The 23075-nt window shown below is 65.3% G+C and carries 22 protein-coding genes; 11 read left to right on the top strand and 11 right to left on the bottom strand.

What is annotated here, in order from left to right:
- Positions 1–33 precede the first annotated feature (33 nt).
- Genes HV753_RS27900 through HV753_RS27880 form a run of 5 tightly spaced genes read left to right on the top strand, consistent with a single transcriptional unit; the run spans position 34 to position 4001 of the window.
- On the top strand, positions 34–621 hold the full coding sequence (locus HV753_RS27900) for a YqgE/AlgH family protein (protein WP_175177817.1): 588 nt from the start codon (positions 34–36) through the stop codon (positions 619–621).
- On the top strand, positions 614–1015 hold the full coding sequence (gene ruvX / locus HV753_RS27895; protein ID WP_175177816.1) for a Holliday junction resolvase RuvX: 402 nt from the start codon (positions 614–616) through the stop codon (positions 1013–1015). The genes HV753_RS27900 and ruvX overlap by 8 nt, the downstream gene beginning before the upstream one ends.
- Before the next feature lie 21 nt (positions 1016–1036).
- A complete protein-coding gene (locus HV753_RS27890; protein ID WP_175177815.1) occupies positions 1037–1960 on the top strand; it encodes an aspartate carbamoyltransferase in 924 nt (307 codons plus the stop codon).
- Complete coding sequence (locus HV753_RS27885; RefSeq protein ID WP_175177814.1) at positions 1957–3264, top strand: dihydroorotase; 1308 nt, start codon at positions 1957–1959, stop codon at positions 3262–3264. Before HV753_RS27890 ends, HV753_RS27885 begins: the two co-directional genes overlap by 4 nt.
- The gene (locus HV753_RS27880) at positions 3261–4001 is read left to right on the top strand and encodes a lysophospholipid acyltransferase family protein (RefSeq protein WP_175177813.1); all 741 of its coding nucleotides are present in this window, start codon (positions 3261–3263) and stop codon (positions 3999–4001) included. Before HV753_RS27885 ends, HV753_RS27880 begins: the two co-directional genes overlap by 4 nt.
- 303 nt (positions 4002–4304) lie before the next feature.
- Here the strand turns inward: HV753_RS27880 and HV753_RS27875 are convergent, their stop codons facing one another.
- Positions 4305–5195: a LysR family transcriptional regulator gene (locus HV753_RS27875; protein WP_175177812.1), complete on the bottom strand. Its 891-nt coding sequence runs from the start codon at positions 5193–5195 to the stop codon at positions 4305–4307.
- Between the two features lie 213 nt (positions 5196–5408).
- On the opposite strand from HV753_RS27875, the gene HV753_RS27870 reads away from it, so the two are divergent.
- Genes HV753_RS27870 through HV753_RS27845 form a run of 6 tightly spaced genes read left to right on the top strand, consistent with a single transcriptional unit; the run spans position 5409 to position 10353 of the window.
- A complete protein-coding gene (locus tag HV753_RS27870; RefSeq protein WP_175177811.1) occupies positions 5409–6083 on the top strand; it encodes an RraA family protein in 675 nt (224 codons plus the stop codon).
- The gene (locus HV753_RS27865) at positions 6080–7297 is read left to right on the top strand and encodes an aminotransferase class I/II-fold pyridoxal phosphate-dependent enzyme (RefSeq protein ID WP_175177810.1); all 1218 of its coding nucleotides are present in this window, start codon (positions 6080–6082) and stop codon (positions 7295–7297) included. The genes HV753_RS27870 and HV753_RS27865 overlap by 4 nt, the downstream gene beginning before the upstream one ends.
- A gap of 58 nt (positions 7298–7355) precedes the next feature.
- Entirely contained in the window at positions 7356–8183 is an 828-nt protein-coding gene (locus HV753_RS27860) for an ABC transporter substrate-binding protein (protein ID WP_175177809.1), read from the top strand.
- 28 nt (positions 8184–8211) lie between these two features.
- Positions 8212–8913: an amino acid ABC transporter permease gene (locus HV753_RS27855; RefSeq protein ID WP_175177808.1), complete on the top strand. Its 702-nt coding sequence runs from the start codon at positions 8212–8214 to the stop codon at positions 8911–8913.
- 1 nt (position 8914) lies between these two features.
- Positions 8915–9631, top strand: a complete 717-nt coding sequence (locus HV753_RS27850) for an amino acid ABC transporter permease (RefSeq protein WP_175177807.1) — start codon at positions 8915–8917, stop codon at positions 9629–9631.
- A complete protein-coding gene (locus tag HV753_RS27845; protein ID WP_175177806.1) occupies positions 9628–10353 on the top strand; it encodes an amino acid ABC transporter ATP-binding protein in 726 nt (241 codons plus the stop codon). The genes HV753_RS27850 and HV753_RS27845 overlap by 4 nt, the downstream gene beginning before the upstream one ends.
- Positions 10354–10606: 253 nt before the next feature.
- Here HV753_RS27845 and HV753_RS27840 read toward each other — a convergent pair whose 3' ends face one another.
- The 10 genes from HV753_RS27840 to HV753_RS27795 form a co-directional block, all read right to left on the bottom strand.
- Positions 10607–11440 (bottom strand): symmetrical bis(5'-nucleosyl)-tetraphosphatase, encoded by an 834-nt coding sequence (locus tag HV753_RS27840; protein ID WP_175177805.1) that lies wholly within the window; start codon positions 11438–11440, stop codon positions 10607–10609.
- Positions 11437–12615: an LPS export ABC transporter permease LptG gene (gene lptG / locus HV753_RS27835; protein ID WP_175177804.1), complete on the bottom strand. Its 1179-nt coding sequence runs from the start codon at positions 12613–12615 to the stop codon at positions 11437–11439. The genes HV753_RS27840 and lptG overlap by 4 nt, the downstream gene beginning before the upstream one ends.
- A 90-nt stretch (positions 12616–12705) precedes the next feature.
- On the bottom strand, positions 12706–13428 hold the full coding sequence (gene mtgA / locus HV753_RS27830; RefSeq protein ID WP_175177803.1) for a monofunctional biosynthetic peptidoglycan transglycosylase: 723 nt from the start codon (positions 13426–13428) through the stop codon (positions 12706–12708).
- 5 nt (positions 13429–13433) lie between these two features.
- Positions 13434–14297 carry a shikimate dehydrogenase gene (aroE, locus tag HV753_RS27825; protein ID WP_175177802.1) on the bottom strand — a complete coding sequence of 288 codons (864 nt, stop codon included), beginning with the start codon at positions 14295–14297 and terminating at the stop codon, positions 13434–13436.
- Complete coding sequence (locus HV753_RS27820; protein ID WP_175177907.1) at positions 14294–15190, bottom strand: TonB family protein; 897 nt, start codon at positions 15188–15190, stop codon at positions 14294–14296. The genes aroE and HV753_RS27820 overlap by 4 nt, the downstream gene beginning before the upstream one ends.
- A gap of 141 nt (positions 15191–15331) precedes the next feature.
- Positions 15332–16420: an ABC transporter ATP-binding protein gene (locus HV753_RS27815; RefSeq protein ID WP_175177801.1), complete on the bottom strand. Its 1089-nt coding sequence runs from the start codon at positions 16418–16420 to the stop codon at positions 15332–15334.
- The gene (locus tag HV753_RS27810; protein WP_175177800.1) at positions 16413–18191 is read right to left on the bottom strand and encodes an ABC transporter permease; all 1779 of its coding nucleotides are present in this window, start codon (positions 18189–18191) and stop codon (positions 16413–16415) included. Before HV753_RS27810 ends, HV753_RS27815 begins: the two co-directional genes overlap by 8 nt.
- Positions 18192–18342: 151 nt before the next feature.
- A complete protein-coding gene (locus HV753_RS27805; RefSeq protein WP_175177799.1) occupies positions 18343–19440 on the bottom strand; it encodes an ABC transporter substrate-binding protein in 1098 nt (365 codons plus the stop codon).
- A gap of 128 nt (positions 19441–19568) precedes the next feature.
- A complete protein-coding gene (locus HV753_RS27800; RefSeq protein WP_175177798.1) occupies positions 19569–22055 on the bottom strand; it encodes a sensor histidine kinase in 2487 nt (828 codons plus the stop codon).
- Positions 22042–22713, bottom strand: coding sequence for a response regulator transcription factor (locus HV753_RS27795; protein ID WP_175177797.1), 672 nt, complete (start codon positions 22711–22713; stop codon positions 22042–22044). Before HV753_RS27795 ends, HV753_RS27800 begins: the two co-directional genes overlap by 14 nt.
- Positions 22714–23075 lie beyond the last annotated feature (362 nt).

Here is a 23075-nt window from a genome sequence, read left to right as displayed (position 1 = left end):
CGGTTCTTTCAGACTACCCATGAAGGGGTTGCCATGACGGAAAAACACCACGAAGCCGCCGAGACACAGGCCGCCAACTTTGCCAATCAGTTCCTGATCGCCATGCCGGGCATGGTCGAGGGCAGCTTGGCCGGTTCTGTCATCTACGTTTGCGAACACACCGAGCGCGGCGCGCTGGGCCTGGTCATCAACCGGCCCACCGACCTCACGCTGGGCACTTTGTTTGAACGCATTGAACTGACGCTTGAAATCGGCCCCGTCAAAGACACGCTGGTCTTCTTTGGCGGCCCGGTACAGACCGACCGCGGCTTTGTGCTGCATGCGCCCGCGGGCGACTACAGCTCCAGCATCAAGATGGGCGCAATGGCGCTGACGACTTCGCGCGACGTGCTGCAAGCCGTGGCCGACGGCAATGGGCCTGCCCGGATGCTGGTCACGCTGGGGTATGCCGGCTGGGGCGCGGGCCAACTGGAAAGCGAAATGGGCCAGAATGCCTGGCTCAGCGTGGGCGCTGACGACCACATCATCTTCGACGTGCCCCCGGAAGACCGTTACCCCGCCGCGCTGAAGCTGCTGGGCATTGATCCGGTCATGCTGGCGGGCGACGCGGGCCATGCCTGAAGAGACCCTGCTTGGCTTTGACTTCGGCGAAAAGAAGATCGGCATTGCCATCGGCAACACGCTGACGCGCCAGGCGCGTCCGCTGGAAATCATTTTCAGCGAGATCCGTGACGCGCGCTTCGGCCGCATCGCGGCGCTGCTGCAAGAATGGCAGCCCCACCGCGTGGTCGTGGGGTTGGCGCTGGACGCAGACGGCGGCGAACAGCCCGCCACGGCGCGCTGCCGGCGCTTCGCCAATCAGCTGCACGGCCGTTTCGGCATTGCGGTTGAACTGGTGGACGAACGCGGTTCCAGCATGGAGGCCCAGCGCCTGCTGGGCACGCACGCGGCCGATGACGCGATGGCCGCGGCTGTTATCCTGCAACGATACCTCGACACCCTGCCTGCGTCCTGACGCGCACGGCCCGGCCTGCCTATGCTCAATCCGCAACTTGATCGCCGCGGCGAACTCATTCATCTGCTGACAACGGAAGGGCTGCCCCGGCGCCACGTCGAGCGCCTGCTCGATGCCGCCCGCGCGTGGGCGGCGGGGGATCTGCCGGCCGCCCAGGCGCGGCCTGTCTTCCTTTTCCTGCCTGACGATCCCGCCGGCCGCGATGCCTATGCCGACGCGGCCGCGCGCTTGTCCCTGCTGCCTGTCGTCCTGGAGGCGCAGGCCCCTGATGCGCAAGCGGGTGACGCGCTGGCGCAGACCGTGGCTGGCCTGGCGCCGGGTGTGCTGGTGCTGCGCCACGCGGCCAGCGGCGCGGCCCATTGCGCGGCCGCTCATGCGCCGCCGGGGTTGCGCGTGATGAATGCCGGCGATGGTCAGCATGCGGACCCCTTGCCGGCCTTGGCGCTGGTGCAGGCCATGCAGGACATCAAGCAGGACCTGACGAATCTGGCCGTGACGCTGGTGGGCGATATCCGCCATTCGCCGGTGGCGCGTTCGGTCATCCACGCCATGACGACCTTGGGCGTGCCCGAGGTGCGAGTCGTCGCACCCCCCACGCTCTTGCCCGAAAGCTTGCCGCAGTTGGGCGTGCGCGCCTGCGCCGGCTTGGCGGAAGGACTGCGGGATGCCGATGTGGTCGTCGTGCTGCCCTTGAACGTCGAACGGATCAGCGGCGCGCTGCTGCCGTCCGCGCGGGAATATGCGCAGGTATATGGTTTGACGCCTGCCGCGCTGGCTGCGGTGAAAGCCGACGCCTTGCTGCTGCCTGCCGGGGTGCTGACCCCCGGCGTGGAGGTGGATGGCGACGTGGCCGCCAGCCTGCCGCCCATCGAAACGCAATTGGCCGGCCTGCTGCAATATTTGCGCCTGGCGGCCTTGAGCGTGCTTGCCGGAGATGCGCCATGAGACTGCACATCGCCAACGGTCGTCTGATCGATCCCGCGAATGGGGTGGACGGCCGGCATGACGTTTATACGGCCGATGGACGAGTGGTCGCCGTGGGCGCGGCGCCAGACGGTTTTCAGGCCGACCGCATGCTGGACGCCAGCGGGCTGGCCGTGCTGCCGGGGCTGATCGATTTGTCCGCCCGCGTCGTGCAGCCCGGGAGCGCGGGCACGGCAGCGGGTACGGCATTCGTGCCCGCCGAGTTGCGGGCGGCCCTGGCGGGCGGCGTGACGCGGCTGGTGATGCCGCCAGACGTCGACACTGCGCTGGACGAGCCCGGCAAGGTCGCGGCCCTGATGGGGCAGGTTGAATCCGGCCAGGCGCGGGTCCACCCCCTGGGCGCGATGACCGTGGGGCTGGCGGGCGAAACACTCGCCGAAATGAGCCTGCTGGCCCAGGCGGGCTGCATCGCCTTTGCGCAGGGCGAACACGGCATCGCCGATACGCGGGTGCTATGGGGCGCGATGCGGTATGCCAGCGGGCTGGGCCTTACCTTGTGGCTGCGTCCGCAAGACCCATGGCTGGCGCGCGGCGCGGTTGTCGCCAGCGGCGCCTACGCCGAGCGCCTGGGGCTGGAAGGCCTGCTGCCCCAAGCGGAAACGGTGGCGCTGCAAACAATCTTTGAATTGCAGCGCGCCACCGGCGCCCGCGTGCACCTGGCTCGCCTGTCCACGGCCGCCGGGCTTGCGCTGCTGCGTGCGGCCAAGCGCGAAGGGCTGCCCGTCACGGCCGACGTGTCGGCCCACAACCTGCACCTGACCGACGTCGATATCGGCTTTTTCGATACGAATTTTCATCTGACGCCGCCGTTGCGCGGCCAGCGCGACCGCGACGCCATCCACGCGGCGCTGGCCGAGGGGGTAGTCGACGCCCTGTGTTCCGATCACACGCCGGTTGATGGCCGGGGCAAGGCGGCGCCTTTCCCGATGTCCGCGCCGGGCGCCACGGGGCTGGAATTGCTGCTGTCGCTGACGCTGAAGTGGGTGCGCGACCGGCGCCAGCCGCTGGCCGATGCCCTGGCCCGCGTGACTTCGGGCCCGGGCGCCGTGCTGAACCGCATGGCGCCGGACGCCGCGCTGGCGGGCCAACTGGGCGTGGGGGCGCCGGCGGACCTGTGCCTGGCGGATCTGGATGCCGAATGGCTGGTGACCCCGGCGGCGCTACAAAGCCGCAGCGCCCACACCCCGTTCGCGGGTATGATGCTGCCCGGTCGGGTACGCGCCACCGTGGTCGGTGGCCGGCTGGCCTGGGAGACTTCAGTTTGAAGCTGCTGCGCTTTGTCCTACGGCTGGCACTGGTGCTGCCCTTGATCGTTTTTGGCCTGATCTGCGTGGGGACGGTTTACCCGTTCATTCGGCCAAAGTCTCGTGCATGGTTGAACCGCAACTGGTCCCGCGCGCTGATGGCGTCCTGTGGATTGCGGGTCGTCTTCAAGGGCGAACCGCGATTGACGGGGCCGGTGCTGCTGGTGGCGAACCACGTCTCCTGGATCGACATCTTCGTCCTGAATTCCGCGCGCGCGACCTCGTTCGTGGCCAAAAGCGAAATTCGCAGCTGGCCGGTGATCGGCTGGCTGGTGGCAGGCGCGGGCACCTTGTTCATCGAACGCGGGCAACGCCACGCGGTGCATGCGATGGGTGAGTCAATGCAGGTCCGCTTCAAGCTGGGCGATGCGGTGGGACTCTTCCCTGAAGGCACCACCAGCGTAGGCTTTGACCTCTTGCCCTTCCATGCCAGCCTGTTCGAACCGGCGCGTTCGGCAGCGGTGGAAATCCAACCTGTCGCCCTGCGTTTTCTGCGTGACGGGAAGCGGGACGGATTTGCGGCGTTCGTCGGAGAAGAAAGCCTGGTGGCGAATCTCTGGCGGGTGATGGGAACGACGGGCCTGTCGGTCGAAGTCGTATTCCTCCCGGCGCTGTCCACGCGGCACCCCGACGGCAGCCTGCCGACCCGGCTGGAGTTGTCGCACCAGGCACGGGACGCGATTCAAGCAGCGCTGTAGGATGGGTGTAGCGCGGCAAACCCGGCACAAGCACGACGATCCCCAACGCGCGCAACCCATCATTTGGGCAAGCATCAATGAGGGGTTACGTGCGGAAAGCCTCAATGATCGCCACCTGCGACAAGCATCAATGATGGCTACGTTCGGCAAGCCTCAATGATCGCTACCTGCGATATGCATCAATGATCGCCACCTGCGATACGCATCAATGATCGCCACCGGCGGCATCCATCAATGATGGGTTACATGCCACCCAAGGCAATCATCGTCGCGCCGCATGGGGCGGGCTTCGCACGAGATAGTTCACCACCCTCCCGAAAACTCGCAGCAACTCTCCGCCAGTTCCGCCACGCTCTCGCAGAACGCGATATCGGCGTCTCTGCGGAACATCGCGCTATAGACCGATTGCGGCGGGGCGGTGCTGGTGCGGGCGATGACCAACTGCCGTTTGCTCACCATGTCCGCAAAATAATCCCGGGGCAGGCAACTCACCCCGAAGCCCGCGGCGGTCAGGCCTGCCATGGCGATCAGGCTGTTGATCGTGAAGATGTTGCTGGGCGGCGTGTGGGGGCGCAACCAGCCGTCGTAGATCATGTTCAGGCCGGATTCACGGCTTTGGCGCAGCAGGGGCAGGCGGGCGATGTCGGCGGGGGTGTAGACGCGGCTGGCGTCGATCATGTCGGGGCTGCCCATCCACGCGAATTCCAGCCGCTGCAAGGCCACCACCTGCAAATTCGGTTCGGCGAATTCGCCGTGCAGGAAAGCCATGTCCAGCTGCCCCGCTTGCAGCCGCTTGAGCAAGTCCGCGCCCAGGTCGATGTGCGGCTCCAGCGTGATGCGCGGGTAGTGCGCGCGCAGCAGGCGGATCAGGGCGGGTAGCCAGGTCATTGCCGTGATCTCGGTAATGCCGAAACGGAAGGTGCCGGTCAGCGTGTGCTGGCCTTTCAGACGGACCAGCAGGCGGTCGCGGTGGCCCAGCATTTCCTCGGCCAGGGCATAGACCTCGTGACCGCGCGCCGTCAGTTCGGCGCGATGGCCGGAACGGTCAAAAAGCGCCACGTCGAAATCCGCCTCCAGCTCCTGGATGCGCTTGGTGATGGCGGATTGCGTGGTGTGCAGCTTCTGCGCCGACGCTGAAAACGTGCCCAGCCGGACGGTCCAGTACAGGGCTTCGATTTGCTTGAAAGTCAGCATGCGGCGGGTCCGCCCAGGTTCAGGTTCATTCCGAAATTTCCGATAAGGGCTAACCCTTATATTCCAAAAAGCGATGAGGTTCGTGGAAATTTAATCCCTTTTTCGGAAACGGAAAACCTCGCAACATGCCATCTGATTCATTCCCGGCCGGCCGGGGCCGGAAAAACGTTCCGGGCTTGCGGCGGCTTCCGACTCAGGAATTTGCAGATCGTCATGGCCACTATCCTCACCGGCGCACGCCAATTGCCGGCTTCCCCCGTAGCTCCCGCCGCCGTCCTTGAAGCCCTGGCAGGCATCGTCACGCCCCACCTCAGCGACAACCTTGCGCGCCGCGAAGGTATTGCCGGCCTGCGCCGCTACAACGGCCGCGGCAAGCTGGTGGGCACCGCGCTCACGGTCAAGACCCGTCCGGGCGACAACCTGCTGATCTACAAGGCGATGATGCAGATCCAGCCCGGCCACGTGCTGGTGGTGGACGCGGGCGGGGACTTGTCCAACGCCGTATTGGGCGAAATCATGAAGCGCTATTTGCAGATTCATGGCTGCGCAGGCGTGGTGGTCGACGGTGCGATCCGCGACGTGGCCGCGTTCGAGGCCGACAGCTTTCCTTGTTATGCGCGCGGCCATATTCACCGGGGCCCGTACAAAGACGGCCCGGGCGAAGTCAACGTACCCGTGTCCATCGGAGGCCAGGTCATCAACCCCGGCGACATCCTGGTGGGCGACGAAGACGGGCTGGTCAGCTTTGCACCGTACGAGGCTGAAGCACTGATTGCCGCCGCGCACGCTCATGCGGCCAAGGAAGAGCGCATCATGGCCGAGATCGCCAACGGCGACAAAACGCAAAGCTGGATGCAGGCTGCCTTTGCCGCCAGGGGGCTGGCATGAGCCAGCTGGCCAACGAGTTCCTGGCCGAGCGCGCCCGCGCCATCAAGCCGTCGCCCAGCATGGCCGCCAAGACGCGCGTCGACCAGTTGCGCGCCCAAGGCCGCGACATCGTTGACTTCACGGTGGGCGAACCCGATCTGCCCACGCCCGCGCATATCGTGCAGGCGGGCATCGATGCGCTCAACAGCGGCGATATCCGCTACACGTCTTCCGCAGGCGCCAAGCCGCTGCTGGAAGCCGTGCGCGCCAAGTTCCTGCGCGAAAACGCCCTGGAATACGGACTGGACGAAGTCATCGTCGGGGTGGGCGCCAAACAGCTGATCTTCACCGCGCTGGCAGCCACCGTGCAAGCGGGCGATGAAGTCATCATCCCCGCGCCGTACTGGGTGTCGTACCCGGACATGGTGCTGGTCAATGATGGCACGCCCGTGGTGGTGGCCTGCCCGGAATCGGACGGCTTCAAGCTGACGCCGCAAGCGTTGGCGCAGGCCATCACGCCACGCACCAAATGGTTGCTGCTGAACACGCCCAGCAACCCCACCGGCGCGATGTACAGCGCGGACGAGTTGCGCGCGCTGGGTGAGGTGCTGTCGCGTCATCCGCAGGTCTGGCTGATGACCGACGAGATCTACGAACACCTGGCCTACGGCGAGGCACGCCATGCGTCGCCTGCCACCGTCGTGCCCGCGCTGGCGGGCCGCACGCTGACCATCAATGGCGTATCCAAGGCCTATGCGATGACGGGTTGGCGTTTGGGTTACGCGGGCGGCCCCAAGCCGCTGATCAAGGCGATGGCCACGCTGATCTCACAAAGCACCAGCTGCGTCAGCGCCATCAGTCAGGCCGCCGCGCGCGTCGCGCTGACCGCCGATCAACGCTGCGTCGGTGAGGCTGCCGCCGTGTTTCATGAACGCCGCGACCGCATCGTGGCACTGCTGAACGCGGTGCCGGGCATTCGTTGCCCGTTGCCGCAGGGCGCGTTCTACGTCTATCCGTCGGTGGACGGCTTGTTGGGCAAGCGCACGGCGGCTGGCCGAGTCCTTGAGAACGATCTGGACGTCGTGATGTTCCTGTTGGACGAGGCGGGTGTCGCAGTGCTGGACGGCGCGGCCTATGGCCTGTCGCCGTATCTGCGGTTGAGTTTCGCGACCTCCATGGAGAACATCGAAGAAGGCTGCCGCCGCATCCGTGAGGCGTGTGCGGCCTTGAGTTGAACGGTTGAACGCAGGTTTTGCCGGCAGTACCCATACCAATATTCCAAGGGGAAATACCATGAAGACATCGATCGCCACTTTCGTCGCCGCCGTCGGCCTTGCCGCCACGCTGGCGCCCGCCGCGCACGCGGACACGGTGCAGGACATCAAGGCCCGGGGCAAATTCATCTGCGGCACCATGGGTACCGCCGAGCCCTTCAGTTTCCAAGACCCGAAGACCCGCGCCATCGTGGGCTACGAAGTCGACATGTGCCAGGCGGTGGCCGACAGCCTGGGCGTGCCGCTGGAGTTGAAGCTGATCGCCGTCGAGGCCCGCATTCCCGAATTGATTGCCGGGCGCGTCGACGTCGTGGCGGCCAATCTGGGCTGGAGTCCGGAGCGCGCGCAGCAGATCGACTATTCGCACCAGCACTTTGTGAGTCTGCAAAAGATCCTGGCGCGGGATTCCGAAAAGGACTGGAAGGCGCCGGCGGATCTGGCCGGCAAGCGCATCAGCGCCGTGCGCGGCTCGTCGTCGGAGCAGGGCGCGCGCAAGAACATTCCCAACGTCGAACCTGTGACCTTCAAAGATCCCAGCGGTGCCTTCCTGGCCTTGCAGCAAGGCAAGGTCAGCGGCTTCGTGGGGTCAGAACTGATGTTGGTGAAGTTGCAGCATCAAGCGGCCACCAGCGCGGTGCCCGTCAAGATCCTGGAGCCCGCGTTGTTCGTTGAACCCTGGGGCATGGGGGTGCGCCGTGGCGACACCGCCATGCTGAATCAGGTGAACAAGGTGCTGGACGGCATGGAAGCGTCGGGCCAGGCCGCCAAGACCTTTGATAAATGGTTTGGCGCCGGCACGCAGTTCAACATGAAGCGCGACTTCCGCATCGAAGCCATCAAGGGTTGACGCGCCGCGCGCGCTGGAGCCTGCTTCGATGCATTACGTTTTCGACTTCAGCGCCATTTTCCAGGGCGAGTATCCGGCATGGCTGCTCAGGGGGTTCATCACCACCCTGGCGCTGGCCGGGCTGGCCTGGGTTCTGGCGTTCTTCGTGGGTAGCCTGCTGGCGGTGATCCGCCTGACAGGCTCGCCCGTGGCCAACGGGTTGATCGCGGTGTATGTCGCGTTCCACCGCAACGTGCCCATGCTGGTGCACATTCTGTTCTGGTATTTCGGCGTGCCGGCGCTGCTGCCGCAAGCCGCGACTGACTGGCTCAACAGCCACGGCAGTGAATTCATCCTTTCCTGCATCGCGATCGCGCTGGTGATGTCGGCCTACATCTGCGAAGACCTGCGCAGCGCGGTGCGCGGCATCCCGCCGGGGCAGGTCGAGGCGTCGCGGGCGCTGGGCCTGAGCTTCCTGAAGACCATGCGCAAGGTCATCTTGCCGCAAGCGTTTCGCATTGCGATTCCGCCGCTGCTCAACCAGACGCTGCTGCTGTTGAAGAACACCAGCCTGGCGATGGCGATCGGCGTGACCGAGTTGACCGCTGCCGGACGCGAGGTCGAGAACTACACGTTCCGCACCTTCGAGGCCTATGCCGTGGTGACGGTCATCTATCTGGTGCTGTCATTCATCATCATGGGCGGCGGCGCGCTCTTGCAACGACGTTACCGTCCGCTGGGGGTGCGCTGACATGTGGGACATACTGAAAGACAACTGGTTGTTGCTGCTGATCGGGCAGTATCCACACGGGCCGGTGGGCGGCCTGGTCGCTACCTTGGGATTGGCCGCGATCAGCCTGGCCCTGGCATTGCCTTGCGGCGTGCTATTGGCGTTGGGCCGCATCAGCCCGTACCGCATCTTCTACTGGCCGGCGTCGGCGGTGGTGTATCTGGTGCGCGGCCTGCCGCTCTTGATGTTCATTTTCTGGGCATATTTCTTCGTGCCGATCATCATCGGCCGGCCCGTGGCGGGCACCACGACGATGGTGGTGGCGCTGGTCTGCTACGAAAGCGCCTACCTGGCCGAGATCATCCGGGCCGGCATCCAGGCGCTGCCTCCCGGGCAGCAGGAGGCCAGCCGCGCGCTGGGTCTGTCGTACCTGCAAACGATGCGGCGCGTGATCCTGCCGCAGGCGCTCTACAACATGCTGCCCAGCATGCTGAGCCAGTTCGTGTCGACGGTGAAGGAAACGTCGCTGGCCTATGTGATCAGCGTGCAGGAACTGACCTACGCCGCGAACCAGATCAACAGCGTGTTGCTGACCAAGCCGTTTGAAGTGTTCGGCTTGCTGGCGATGACCTATTTCATCTTGAATTTTGGCCTGAGCTCATTGGTGCACCTGACCGAACGACGTATCGGCAGACGGCGTGCCGGGCTTGCGGCTGCCCCCAAAGTGGTGCCGACATGATCCGATTTTCCCAAGTGCAGAAGTGGTATGGCGAGTATCAGGCGCTGGCCGACGTGACCGAGCAGGTGACGCAAGGCGAGGTCGTGGTGGTATGCGGCCCGTCGGGCTCCGGCAAGTCCACCCTGATCCGTACCGTCAACCGCCTGGAACCCATCCAGAAGGGCGTCATCGAGGTCAACGGGCAGGATATCTATGGCCCCAAGGTCCACCTGGACCAATTGCGCAGCCACATCGGCTTCGTGTTCCAGCAGTTCAACCTGTTCCCGCACCTGTCGGTGCTGGAAAACCTGATGCTGGCCCCGTTGCAACTCAAACGCGCCCGCCGGGCTGAGGCCCGTGATCGCGCGATGCAATTGCTGGAGCGCGTCGGCCTGTCCCACAAGGCTGATGCCTATCCCGCCCAGCTGTCAGGCGGCCAGCAACAGCGCGTGGCCATCGCACGCGCGCTGGCGATGAACCCGCCCGTGATGTTGTTCGATGAACCGACCAGCGCGCTGGACCCCGAGATGGTGGGCGAGGTGCTTCAGGTCATGAAGGGGCTGGCGAAAGACGGTATGACCATGGTGTGTGTGACGCACGAGATGGGCTTCGCGCGGGAAGTCGCCGATCGCGTGTGGTTCATGGATGCCGGCAGGATCGTGGAAACGGGCAAGCCCGAGGACTTCTTCCAGCGGCCAGCGACCGCAAGAGCGCAGAAATTCCTGGCTGAAATCCGGCATTGAGGGGGGGGTTGGGGCGGGGAGGGGGCTGATGGGTTGCGCGCGCTGAACGCCGTCATTCTGATGACGGGTTTGCCGCGCTTCACCCATCCTACGGAACACTCGTAGGATGGGTGAAGTGCGTTCGGGTATCCCTGCGCACGCTGACGCATGCCGCACGTAACCCATCATTGATGCCTGCCACCCTGATGGGTTGCGCGCGCTGAATGTCGTCATTCTGATGACGGGGTTGCCGCGCTTCACCCATCCTACGGTTTTACTCGGATAGGGGGTTTTGGAACTGCGAGCACTTTATCTGCACGAGTTTCCGGTCTTGCAGCCGTAGCGCGGTCAAGGCGCCGCCCCATACGCAGCCGGTGTCCAGGCAGATCACGTCGGGCCGCTGCAACAGGCCCAGCGTCGACCAATGGCCAAAAACCGTCGTCACGTTGCGTGTCGCGCGGTTCGGGACGTCAAACCATGGCACCAGGCCGGGGGGCCAGGCGCCAGGCGCCACTTTGGTGGCAAATTCCATATGCCCGTTGGGCGTGCACAGGCGGATCCGCGTCAATGCGTTGATGATGACGCGCATCCGCTTGCCGCCCTTGTGGTCTTCCTTCCACGTGGCCGGCTCGTTGCCATACATCTTTTGCAGTGCTTTGTGCCAATTCGGGCCGCGCAGCGCGTCTTGCACCTCGCCAGCCAGGGACAAGGTCTTGGCGACGTCCCATTTGGCCAGCGTGCCCGCGTGCACCAGCAAATGGTTGTGCTCGAAATGGGCCAGGGGCCGGAAGCGCAGCCAATTGATCAGGTCGGCCGCGTCCGGCGCGCGAAGAATGTCGTCGAGCGTGTCCGATTTTGAGGGCTTGCGCACCCCGGCGGCGGCCGCCAGCAGATGCAGGTCATGATTGCCCAGCACCGTCGTCGCACGGTCGCCCAGGTCGATGATGCGACGCAGGGTTTCCAGCGACTGCGGGCCGCGGTTGACCAGGTCGCCAGCGAACCAGAAGCGCGACTGCGGGTCGCCGACCAGGTCGGGGTGGGCCAGCAAGCGATCCAGCGGCGAGCAGCATCCCTGCACGTCGCCGATCATCCAGATACTGCCGTTCATGCGGGACTCTTGCTCCAAGGCCAGCGTTGTTGGACGAACCGGGTAATGGTATGGCGGTATTCCATGTAGCTCATGGCGCCCAGCGCCAGGATCATGGCGCCGAGGTTCGGGCCCAGGGCGGTCAGCCAGGGCGGCCATTTGCCCAGCATGCCTACGTTCAGGGCCAACTGGTTCAGCATGAAGAAGCCGACGCCCAGCAGGATGCCGATGAAGACCTTGGCGCCTACGCCGCCGCGGCGCGTTTGCATCAGGCCGATCGGGGCGGCGATCGTGATCATCACCAGCAAGGTGAACGGATACGCCAGTTTGCGCCACAGGGCGACAACCTGTCGACCATATTGCAGCTGGTTGTCGCGCAAATACTCCACATAGTCCAGCAAGGTGACGATGGACATGCGTTCCGGGGTCAGCACGCGAGCCAGCAGGCGTTCGGCGCTGAGGGTGGTGTCCACCGTGCGCTCGGGTACTTTTTCGACGGTGGCGGGCGGGTTCTTGGGCGGGCGGGCGTCGGCCAGGGCCTCGGCGGCGTGGTCGTCCAGCTTGGTTTGCGAGACGTCCTTCAGCACCAGGTCGCCGTGGGCGAACAGGCCGGTGGGCGCCGTGGACAGGACGGACAGCGTCAGGTCCTTCTTGAATTCGTACAGGGTGATGTTGGCCACTTGGCCGTCGCCCTTCAATTCGCCGATATTGATGATGCGGGTGCCGCCGTTGGCGGTGGGTTCCTTGAACCAGTAGCCACTATTCAGGCGGTCGCCGCCGGCCCTGCCACGGAACATCAGGTTGGCCTCGCCGCTTTTGATCTCGGCCCAGGGGGTGACATATTCGGACAGCAGGGCAGCGCCGATCATCAACGGGATGGTGACGATCCACAGCATGCGCAAGAGGCGCATGCCGCTGACGCCCGAGACACGCAGGATGACGAGTTCGTTGCGTTGGGCCAGGCCAGCCAGCGCCAGGATCGCGCCGATCAGCAGCCCGATGGGCAGCAGGTCGTACAAGCGGGTGGGAATGGCCAGCGCCTGCATGTACAGCAAGGCCATCATGGAGAACTTGTCGCCCACATTGTCCAGGTCGTCCACCAGCGCGAAGAACGTGAAAAGACCCAGCAGGGCCATAAGGACCACTGCGCAAGAGCGATAGATCTCGCGGGCCAGGTAGCGACGTGCGGTACGCATGAAAAGGATAGGGAGCGCGTAAACGTGAAAGCTTAACAAATCCCGCCGCCAAGGGTGGGAAGGAGTGACGGAATTAACCGGTTTCAGGTATCAGGGGATGTCAACCATCTGCATCCGGCGGGTCAGAACGCCGACGCGGGAGTTCAGGTAGTTGGAATTGCGGCGGCTGTCATAGAAGCGCGGGTTGGGCAGCATGGCGGCAAGCCGGGCAGACTGGCTGGCGCCCAGATTGGCGGCCGTGGTGTTGAAGTAGTGCTTGGCGGCGGCCTGGGCGCCGAATACGCCCACGCCCCATTCCGCCACATTCAAATACAGCTCCAGGATCCGTTCCTTGGTCATGACGTGTTCGATCATGTAGGTCAGGACCAGTTCCTGGCCCTTGCGGATATAGCTGCGCGAGCTGGACAGGAACAGGTTCTTGGCCAGTTGCTGCGTGATGGTGGAGCCGCCCCGCATCTTGCTGCGCCCGGCCTCTTCCTGGCGTTGGTTGTATTCCCACGCCTTGCGGATGGCGTCCCATTCGATGCCGTCGTGCTCGGTGAAGTTGGAGTCTTCCGAGGCCACCACGGCGCGCTTGAGGTTGCGGTTGATCTTGTCGTAGGGCACCCATTCATATTGCAGCTTGAAGTCCGGGTTGCCCTCGCGCAGGCGTGAGAGTTCTTCGCGCATGATCGCGCTGCTGCCGGGGTCCTTGTAGTTGTACCAGACCACCTGGGCGAACAACCAGAATTGGTACAGCAGGATCAGGCACACCAGCGCCATCAGGACGCCGGTGGTGATTCGGAACCAGGACCGGCCCTTGCGCGTCGCCATGCTGCTTAGTTTCCTGTCATGAGCGCCTCGCGCAGCGCCGTCAGCACGGGAGCCGGATCGGGGCGAACGCCGTGCCAGATGAAAAAGCTCTCGGCGGCCTGGCCCACCAGCATCCCCAGGCCATCAGCCGTCAGTGCGGCACCGTCGCCCTGGGCCTGTTTCATGAAAGCGGTGGGCTGGGCGGCGTACATCATGTCGTAGCCTGCCGCGCCGTCCGCGTACAAGCCGGCGGGCAAGTCGGGGGCGGCGTCTTGCAGGCTGCTGGCCGTGGCGTTGACGACCAGGTTCCAGCCGCCGGGCAGGGCGGCGTCCGCCAGTCCGCCGGCCGTCACCCTGGTCTGGGGCGACACGCCGGTGCCGCGCCAGGCATCGGCCAGTTCCAGCGCCTTGGCCGCGGTGCGGTTGACGATATGGATGCGGGCGCAGCCGGCTTCGGCCAGGGGTTGCAGCACCCCCCGGGCCGCGCCACCGGCACCCACCAGCAGCACCGAGGCGCCAGTCAGGCGCACGCCCAGGCGCAGCAGGTCGGATACCAGGCCCACGCCATCCGTGTTGCAGCCGTGCCAGGCGCCATCGCGCCAGGACAGCGTGTTGACCGCGCCGGCCAGCCGGGCGCGGGCAGACAGGCGACCAGACGCCAGCGCGTAGGCGTCCAGCTTGAAGGGCACCGTGACGTTCAAGCCCAGCCCGCCTTCGGCCACGAACGCGGCAACCGCGTCGGCAAAGCCATCCACCGGCGCCAGCAGGCGTTCATAGCGCAGCGGCTTGCCGGTCTGCTGGGAGAACAACGCATGAATCTGGGGCGAGCGGCTGTGCGCAATGGGGTTGCCGATGACGGCGTAGCGGGCAAGAGGGGACGCCTCGGTCATGGGGCTTGGGTTTCCAGGGTGTCGTTGACGAAATGCCAGGTGCGGGTGATGACCAGCACATCCGTATCGCGGGCGATATCGGGGGGAAATGGGGGGAACGGGGCGGCCAGCTGGACGATGCGGCGGGCGGCCTGGTTCAGTACCGCGTGCGGCGAGGGCTGATCGATTTCCACGTTGGCGATGCTGCCGTCGCTACGTACCGACACCGTGATGCGCAGCGACCCGTAGATGCGTCCACGAGCCTCGTCCGGGTAGTGCTGGGTGCCGACCGTTTCGATCCGGGCACGCCAGGCGTCCAGGTAGGCCGCGTAGCGCGAGGCTTCGGCCGAGGGCGCCACGAATTGCTTGCGAGGTTCCGCGCTGTACTGCTGCACCCGCGCCGCCAGGGCGGCCACCTGCGCATTCTGGATGACGCTGGCCTGATCCTGGGCGTCCTGCCCAAGATCGGCGCCGTCCGGCCAGGGATTGACGGCCTGGCGCTCGGCGCCGGCCTTTTCTGGCGAACGCAACTGGGTCATCAAGCGGGTTTGTTCGGCCTCCAGCTGCACCTGCCGGCGGCGCATGGCTTCCAGCACGATCGTCTCGGCGGAGGCGCCGGTCTGGGGCAGCGGGGTGGTGGTCATGCCGCGTTCGGCATTGCCGCCGCCGCTCATCTGGTTCTGTGCCTGGGCCCGGGGCGTGTCCGGCGGCGTTTCGCTGCGGGCATTCAGCAGCACGACCTCCAGGCTGGTCACGGGAGGGCGGCTGTAGGCGGGCACGCCAAAACGCCACGCCAGGGCGCCGGCGTGCACCAACAGCGATATTGCAATGCCGATGCGCAGGTAGTGCTGGGCGGGAGCGCCCAGCCACCGCAGGTAACGGCTTAGCGGGGAGGAGGGATCAGGGCGTTGCACCGACGCATTGTAAGACGAGTCCACGTCGCCCGGGCACGTCGACCAACGGCTTGTAACAGCTATTGGACGACGGGCCGCAGCCCACCCTGCATCCTCTGAAGCGTGCGCGGGGGCTGGCCCCGCGCAGCGCGTGGCGGGGCGTCAGGCCGACTTGCGCGGAAAGACCCAGACCTTGCTGGCGGGCAGCGCCAGCCGGCACGGGCCAGGTTCGCGGCCTTCCGGACCATAGGCGCGCAGGGCCAGCGTGTTGGCGGGATCCGCGTCCGGGGTGCGGAACAGATATTCCCAGCGATCGCCCAGGTACATGCTGGTCAGGAGCGGCATGTCCAGGTGGTTGCCGTCGGCGTCATCCGCCAAGCGCACCTGTTCCACCCGGATCACTGCCGTGGCGTCCTGGCCTTGGGCCACGTCGGCGCCGGCCTTGCCCCACAAGGCCCAGCCCCGGCCTTCGATGCGGGCCTGGCCGTCGCGCACTTCCGTGACCTTGCCGTCCAGCCGGTTGTTGCTGCCCATGAATTCGGCAGTGAAGAGTGTCGAGGGCGACCCATACATCTCTTGCGGCGTGCCTTGCTGTTCGATCTTGCCGTTGTTCAGCAGCAGGATGCGGTCGGAGATCGCCATGGCTTCGCTCTGATCATGCGTCACCATCAGGGCCGACAGCCCCAGGCGGATGATCAGTTCACGCAGGAAGGCGCGGGCCTCTTCACGCAGCTTGGCGTCCAGATTGGACAGCGGCTCGTCCAGCAGGATGACGGGCGGGCTGTACACCAACGCCCGGCCGATGGCCACGCGCTGTTGCTGGCCGCCCGACAGCGCGTGAGGATGGCGCTGGCCCAGCTTGCCCAGGCCCAGTTGGTCCAGCACGGCCTGTACGCGGTCGCGCACTTCGGCCGACGGCACCTTGCGCAGCTTCAACGGGTAGGCCACGTTTTCAAACACGGTCTTGTGCGGCCACAGTGCGTAGGACTGGAACACCAGGCCCAGGTTGCGTTCCTCGGCGGGGATTTCCTTGCGGGCGCCGCCGTCGTAGACCACGCGGTCGCCGATGGTGATGCGGCCGCGCTTGGGGCCTTCCAGACCGGCCACGGCGCGCAGCAGGGTCGTCTTGCCGCTGCCCGATGGGCCCAGCAAGGACACCACTTCGCCTTGGCGCAGTTGCATCGACACGCCCTTGAGCACCGGGGTGTCGCCGTAGTCCAGATGCAGGTCTTCTACAGAAAGCTCAATCATGAAGTTTGACTCCGAATCGCAGAGCGATGCCCAGGCCGATCACGACCAGAACGATATTGATGAAGGAAAGCGCGGCCACGATGTCGATGGCGCCCGAGGCCCACAGCGACACCAGCATGGAACCGATGGTCTCCGTGCCGGGGGACAGCAGGTAAACGCCGGTGGAGTATTCGCGCTCGAAGATCAGGAACATCAGCAGCCACGAACCGATCAGGCCGTATTTGGCCAATGGCACGGTGACGTGGCGCGTGACCTGGCCACGGCGCGCGCCGGCGGTGCGGGCGGCCTCTTCCAGTTCCGGTCCCACTTGCAGCAGGGTCGACGAGATCAGGCGCAGGCCGTAGGCCATCCACACCACGGTGTAGGCCAGCCACACGCTGAAGATGGTGCTGCGCATGGCGCGCAGCCATTCCACGAAGTTCTCGCGCAGCCATTCGGCAAAGGGCAGGCCCGACAGCCAGCCGTTCAGGTCGGGGTCCAGCGCATTGTCCAGCCACATCGGCACAAACAGGAACACCCACAGGAACGCCAGACCGGCCAGCAGCCCCGGCACGGCGCGCGGCACCAGCACGCTGTAGTCCATGAAGCGCGTGACGTTGTCGGGCTTGCGGTGCATCGCCAGGCCCACGAACATGTAGCACATCACGGCCAGCGCGCCGCCGAACACGCCGATGGCCACCGAGTTCACGATGGCGCGGATCAGGTTGGGTTGCGCGAAGACGGTGCGGAAGGCATCCAGCGACAGCACGTCGAACAGCGACACGCCCATGCCCCAGTTGGACACGAAGGCCCGCAGCAGCACGCCCATCAGCGGCACCACGATGGTGATCAGCAGCCAGAAAGCCACGACGGCGCCAGCCGCCCAGCGCCACTTGCCCAGCGGCAACGGACGGGCCCGCGAGGCCTTGCCCTTGACCGTGACGAAGCGGTTGGCGGTGCGCATCAGGCGACGTTGCAGCATGACCAGCGGAATCGTCATGCAGATCAGGATCACGGCGACCGCCGCCATCAAGTGATAGGACGGGATGCCCAGCTTATTGGTCAGCTTGTACAGATAGGTTGCCAGCACCAGGTTGCCTTCGGGATCGCCCAGCACCAGCACCAGGCCGAACACTTCCAGGCCCAGGAAGAACAGCAGCACGGTCGCATACAGCATGGCCGGGCGCACCATCGGCAGGCTGACGGACACCATCACGCGCAGCGGCGACGCGCCGGTGACGCGGGCGGCTTCTTCCACGTCGGACCCCATGCTGCGCAGCGCCGACGAGATGTACAGGTAGGCGTGCGGCACGTGCGTCAGGCCGGCGATGATGACGATGCTGGTCAGCGAATAGACGTTCCAGGGCACGAAGCCCAGGATGTTCTGCGCCCAGATCGAAAAGAAGCCCACGGGGCCGGCGGCCACGACGTAGCCAAAGCCCAGCACCATGGGCGACACGAACACCGGCACCAGGATCAGCGGTTCGATCCAGCGGCGGCCGGGCAGGTCCGTGCGGATCATCAGGAACGCCAGCATGCCGCCCAGCGGGATGGCGATGATGGCCAGCCCGAAGGCCAGGATAAAGCCGCTTTTCAGCGCCTTGTAGAAATCGGGGTCGGCAAAGATGAAGCGGAATGCGTCCAGGCTGAAGAACTTGGACGGGGCAAAGAACGGCGCGGAGAGAAAGCTCTGGATGATGATGAACGACAGCGGCACGTAGATGGCCAGTGCCGTGATCAACACCACCACGCCGCGCGGCAGGGACTGCCATTTTCTGCGCAATGACTGCATGGGGAAATCCTGTTGTCTCGAATGACGCGACGGTCGCGCCGCCGGGTAGGGGGAAGCCCGCCCCGGGGGCGGTCAGGCGGGCGGCGCCGTGCCGCCCGCTACGCGCTGTGGCGGATTCAGGGCAGGCAGGCTGCCTTGAATCCGCGCGGCATTACTTGCCCGCCGCAGCGCGCCAGTCCTTGATGAACTGCAAACGCTTGTTCTGTTCCAGGTAGTCCAGCAGCGTTTCATTGACCGGGATCGGCTTGAGCGAAGCGCCCAGCTTCTTGGTCATGCCGTCGACATCGTTGTCGCCTTCGATGTCATCGCGCACCGAGGCCAGATCGGCCTGGTTGGCCATGATTTCCTGGCCCTTCTGCGACAGCAGGTAGTCCATCCACAGCTTGGCCGCGTTGCGGTTCTTGGCCTTCTTGCTGATGAACGCCACGCGCGACAGCACCAGCGCGTAGTCGGTCGGGTAGGCCACGCCCAGCGACGGGTCGGACTTGGCGCGCGTTTCAGCGTAAGAGCCCAGGATGTTGTAGCCGATCAGGTTTTCGCCCGACGACACACGTTCCATCATGGTGCCGGTGGACGACTGCACGATCAGCCCGCCCTTGGCAATTTCTTTGAGCGTGTCGAAGTACTTGGGGTCATTGGCCTTGTCCTGCACCGCCAGCATGAAGCCCACCGCCGACTTTTCGATGTCGTAGGTCGTGACCTTGTTCTTGAACTTGTCTGGCTGGCTGGCGATCAGCTTGCCCAGGGCGCTGTGCGTGGTCGGCACTTCGGCGGCCGGGATCAGGCGCTTGTTGTAGATGAATACGGCTGGCTCATACGTGGTGCCGTAGGCCGAATCCTTCCACACCGCCCAGGCCGGCAGCTTGCCGGATTCGGGCGACTTGTATTGCAGGGCGTAGTCGGTGGCCAGTTTCAGCGCCGAGTCCATCGACGAGCTCCAGACGATGTCGCCGCTGCTGCCGCCCGCCGCCTGTTCGCTGATGTAGCGGTTGTAGAGCTCGGTGCTGTTCATGTCGTTGTATTCGACCTTGACGCCCGGATACAGCGCTTCAAAGCCCTTGATGATGGGGCCGGCGGCTTTGGTGTCGGTGGTCGAATAGATGACGACCTTGCCTTCCTTCTTGGCGCCGTCCAGGATCTTCTGGTAGTCGGCCGGGTAACCCGCGGGCACGGCCTGGGCAAAAGCGCTACCGGTGGCGATGGCGAATGCTGCGGCGCAGGCGGCCGCCAGTTGGGACTTGGCAAGCATGTGTTTGTCTCCGATTGGAATGGGTCTACAGCGGGATCTGGGTCCAGCCTGCGGCCATCTTAGGAGGTGGCGTCTGTCGTCGTCCTGTCATGGCGACAGGTTGCGGCTAGGGGTAATCCCTGCTCTTGCTATGGACGCTTTGGCGTGTCCGTCACCAGCCGCACCCAGTTCTGCACGAAGCGCGAATGCCGCCGCTGGTCCAATCCCACCAACAGGGCGGGGCTTAGCACCACCGGCTGCACGATGCCTTGGGACCGCGCCAGCACCGCCTCGGATGTCCAGCGGCCCGGCGTGTCTTCCATGATGGAGCCCAATGCCGCGTGGCTGGAGGCCACTTGCTGGCCGGCCGGCGACAGCAGCCAGTCCACCAGCGCGCGGGCCAGGTCGGGGCTGGGCGCGCGCCGCGAGATCAGCACCGAACGCGCCAGCACCAGCACGTAGTCCTGCGGGAACACCACGCCGATCTTGCTGCCAGCTGCTTGGCGTGACAGCGCGTAAGAGCCCAGGATGTTGTAGCCCAGGTCCAGCTCGTCGTTCTCGATGGCATCCAGGATCTGTGCGCTGGTGGGCGACAGCCGCACGCCCACTTGCCCCATCGCGTTGGCCAAGCCCCAGAAGTTGGATGACACCAGTTCATCCTGTTCGGCCAACAGGTAGCCCAGGCTGCTGGCGGCGATGTCGTAGGTGCCGACGCGGCCTTGCAGGCTGGCCTGTTCGCGCTCCAGCAAGCGCAGGAAATCCTGGCGCGAGCGCGGCACGGTGGCCTCGGTGTAGCGCTTGGGGTTGTAGACGATCACCGCGGGTTCAAAGGTGAACCCGTAGACCTCATTGCGCCAGACCGCCCAGGATGGCAGCTTGGACGCATACTGCGACGTGTAGCTTTGCGCATAGCCATCGTTGGCCAACCGTATTTGCAGGTCGGACGCTGAACTCATCAGCACGTCGACATTGGTCAGGCGCCCGTCGATGGTCGCCTCGTAGAGATCCCGGCTGCTGATTTCTCGATACACGACCGTGACATCGGGCCGCAGCGACTGGAATCCCTGGATCAGCGGGGCGACAACCGGCGTGTCGGTGGGGCCGGCGATGACCAGCGTGCGCGGCGTGGGTTGCGGCGCGGGATAGCGTGTGACGATCTCCGCCAGGTCGGCCGCCTGCACGGGGCCAGGAGTAGCCATCAACAGCATGGCGGCCGTGCAGGCCGCACCCAGCCAGGCCGCCAGGTTGCGACCCGATGCCTGGGGCACCAATGGCAGGATGATCTTTGCGGACAGGCCGCCGCCCGGCCGGTCATGCAGCCACAATGAGCCGCCATGCGCCATTGCCACCGAACGCACAATCGCCAACCCCAGACCAGAGCCCGGCTGCGATTCTCCGGCCCGGCCCCGGGTGAAGCGTTGCTGCACGGCTTCCTTCTCGTCATCGGAGATGCCGGGGCCGCGGTCGGATACCGTCAATGCAACGCGGAACCCCGCCACCGGCGTTGCCTGGATGTCCACCGTGCCATCGGGCGCGTAGCGCAAGGCGTTGTCCACCAGGTTGCGCAGCATCTCGCGCAGCGCCACGCGGTCTCCGGCGATGCGGGCACGCCGCACGTCGGGCGCAATGTCGATGCGCAATCGTTCGGCTTCCAGCGGCCCGATTCTTCGGCGCGTTTCATTGATGGTTTCGGCCACGCCCACCGGCGCAAGCGGCCCTTTGCCAAGGCGATGCGTGATGGTGGCGTCCATCAGCAGCTGGTTGATCAACTGGCTGGCGTGGGTGGCGTTCAGATGGATGCGGCCGATGCGTTCACGCAGCCGCTTGGGATCGGTTTCGTCCAGCGCCACTTCGGCTTGGGCGCGCAGCGAGGCCAGGGGTGTGCGCACCTGGTGCGTGGCGTCGGCCACCAGCGTGTTCAAGGTATCCATGATGATGGAAAGGCGTTGCATGAAGGCATTCAGCGCTTCGACCAGTCGTCGCACTTCGCGCGGCACGGGCGTGGTCACCGGGGTCAGGTCTTCGGGGGCGCGGGTGCGAAGCTCCCGTTCCAGCATGGCCAGCGGTGCGAACGCCCGCTGTACGCCGAACCACAGCAATCCCAGCGCCACCAGCGACACCACCAGCAGCGGCAGTACGCCGCGCCCCAGGATCTCGTCGGCCAGTTCGTTGCGTGATCCCAAGGTTTCGGCCACGCGCACGGTCACCCAGCCGGCATGTTGGCTGGCGGAAACCAGGCGTCCCACGGTGGCGACGCGCACGGGTTCGTCGTGATAGGTCAGATAGGCGAAAACTGGGGTGGCGGCCTGCGCCAGTGGCAGGTCCGGCGCCAGATCGGCATAGCCCGTGATCAGCCGCCCATTGGAGGCGCGCGCTTCGTAGAACACACGCTCACCGCCCGACAGCATCGCCAGCGACGACACGGGCGGTTCCACGGTTACTCCACCGTCGTCGATCTGCACGGATCCGGCGATCGTCAGCGCGGACGCGGCCAGCAGGCGGTCAAACGCCTGCTCGGCGGCGCGCTGGGCATAGCCGCGCAGAAAGAACACCAGTCCGATCAAGGCGCATGCCAGCAGCGCCGCGCCCAAGGTGAAGACGCGGCGGCGGATCGAGGCGCTTTCAGGAAGGCTCATGGCTGCGTGCTTGATAGCCGACGCCGCGCACGGTGACGATATCGATGGATGCGCCGGCCAGCTTCTTGCGCAGCCGCGAGATCAGCAGTTCCAGCGCATTGAGCGAGCCGTCGTCCATGTCGAACAACTGGTTCATCAGCCGCTCTTTGGCCACGGTCTGGCCAATCCGGCCCAACAGGATTTCAAGCAGCCGGAATTCGCGCCGGCCCAGCTCCAGCGGCATGCCCGCCAGCGACACGCTGCGCCCCGCCAGGTCCATGCTGAGGTTGCCGTACGCCGTGGTGCTGCTGATCTGCCCGGCGGGCCGCCGCATCAGCGCGCGCAGCCGTGCTTCAAGTTCACGCAGGTCGAAAGGCTTGACCAGATAGTCATCGGCCCCCAAGTCCAGCATATCGATCTTGTCTTCAATTTCCGCCCGGGCGGTCATCACCAGCACCGGCGCTTCCAGGCCGGCCGAGCGCAGCTCCCGGATGACCGTGAAGCCATCCTTGCCCGGCAGATTGATATCCAGCACCAGCGCGTCCCAGGTTTCGTCCAGCCCCCAACGCAAGGCGGCCACGCCGTCGCGTACCCATTGCACGCTATGGCCAGCCGAGCGCAGCTTGCTTTCCACGGCATCGCCCAGATCAAGGTTGTCCTCGACCAGCAAAATGCGCATGTCACGCCTCCGTATTGTTATGGTTTTCGGAGGCAGTGTAAGGGGTGCGAGCGCAATTGGGGGAGTTGCGTGCTTGGGGGGGATGGGTGAGGCGGGTCCAGGTCCACCCGCGAAAGCAGGTGCCTGCTGCACGCAACCCATCGTGCTGGCCTCGATGATGGGTTTCGCGCGGCAAACGTTCTCGTTTTTCTCCGAGGTCTGCCGCGCTACACCCATCCTACGGACCCGTGCGCGCTGCGGTATCGGAACGGTAGGATGGGTGAAGTGCGCCCAGGCCTACCCGCGAAAGCAGGTGCCTGCCGCACGTAACCCATCGTGCTGGCGTCGATGATGGGTTTCGCGCGGCCAACGTTCTCGTTTTT

It is taken from the genome of Achromobacter pestifer (genome assembly GCF_902859625.1).
Lineage (GTDB): Bacteria > Pseudomonadota > Gammaproteobacteria > Burkholderiales > Burkholderiaceae_B > Achromobacter > Achromobacter pestifer.
This window is presented reverse-complemented; position numbering and strand designations above follow the sequence as displayed.

What these genes read in the sequence shown, in the direction of transcription:
- HV753_RS27900 (WP_175177817.1), top strand. Translation starts at nt 34, where the DNA reads ATGACGGAAAAACACCACGAAGCCGCCGAGACACAGGCCGCCAACTTT.
- ruvX (WP_175177816.1), top strand. Translation starts at nt 614, where the DNA reads ATGCCTGAAGAGACCCTGCTTGGCTTTGACTTCGGCGAAAAGAAGATC.
- HV753_RS27890 (WP_175177815.1), top strand. Translation starts at nt 1,037, where the DNA reads ATGCTCAATCCGCAACTTGATCGCCGCGGCGAACTCATTCATCTGCTG.
- HV753_RS27885 (WP_175177814.1), top strand. Translation starts at nt 1,957, where the DNA reads ATGAGACTGCACATCGCCAACGGTCGTCTGATCGATCCCGCGAATGGG.
- HV753_RS27875 (WP_175177812.1), bottom strand. Translation starts at nt 5,195, where the DNA reads ATGCTGACTTTCAAGCAAATCGAAGCCCTGTACTGGACCGTCCGGCTG.
- HV753_RS27870 (WP_175177811.1), top strand. Translation starts at nt 5,409, where the DNA reads ATGGCCACTATCCTCACCGGCGCACGCCAATTGCCGGCTTCCCCCGTA.
- HV753_RS27865 (WP_175177810.1), top strand. Translation starts at nt 6,080, where the DNA reads ATGAGCCAGCTGGCCAACGAGTTCCTGGCCGAGCGCGCCCGCGCCATC.
- HV753_RS27860 (WP_175177809.1), top strand. Translation starts at nt 7,356, where the DNA reads ATGAAGACATCGATCGCCACTTTCGTCGCCGCCGTCGGCCTTGCCGCC.
- HV753_RS27855 (WP_175177808.1), top strand. Translation starts at nt 8,212, where the DNA reads ATGCATTACGTTTTCGACTTCAGCGCCATTTTCCAGGGCGAGTATCCG.
- HV753_RS27850 (WP_175177807.1), top strand. Translation starts at nt 8,915, where the DNA reads ATGTGGGACATACTGAAAGACAACTGGTTGTTGCTGCTGATCGGGCAG.
- HV753_RS27845 (WP_175177806.1), top strand. Translation starts at nt 9,628, where the DNA reads ATGATCCGATTTTCCCAAGTGCAGAAGTGGTATGGCGAGTATCAGGCG.
- HV753_RS27840 (WP_175177805.1), bottom strand. Translation starts at nt 11,440, where the DNA reads ATGAACGGCAGTATCTGGATGATCGGCGACGTGCAGGGATGCTGCTCG.
- lptG (WP_175177804.1), bottom strand. Translation starts at nt 12,615, where the DNA reads ATGCGTACCGCACGTCGCTACCTGGCCCGCGAGATCTATCGCTCTTGC.
- mtgA (WP_175177803.1), bottom strand. Translation starts at nt 13,428, where the DNA reads ATGGCGACGCGCAAGGGCCGGTCCTGGTTCCGAATCACCACCGGCGTC.
- aroE (WP_175177802.1), bottom strand. Translation starts at nt 14,297, where the DNA reads ATGACCGAGGCGTCCCCTCTTGCCCGCTACGCCGTCATCGGCAACCCC.
- HV753_RS27815 (WP_175177801.1), bottom strand. Translation starts at nt 16,420, where the DNA reads ATGATTGAGCTTTCTGTAGAAGACCTGCATCTGGACTACGGCGACACC.
- HV753_RS27810 (WP_175177800.1), bottom strand. Translation starts at nt 18,191, where the DNA reads ATGCAGTCATTGCGCAGAAAATGGCAGTCCCTGCCGCGCGGCGTGGTG.
- HV753_RS27805 (WP_175177799.1), bottom strand. Translation starts at nt 19,440, where the DNA reads ATGCTTGCCAAGTCCCAACTGGCGGCCGCCTGCGCCGCAGCATTCGCC.
- HV753_RS27800 (WP_175177798.1), bottom strand. Translation starts at nt 22,055, where the DNA reads ATGAGCCTTCCTGAAAGCGCCTCGATCCGCCGCCGCGTCTTCACCTTG.
- HV753_RS27795 (WP_175177797.1), bottom strand. Translation starts at nt 22,713, where the DNA reads ATGCGCATTTTGCTGGTCGAGGACAACCTTGATCTGGGCGATGCCGTG.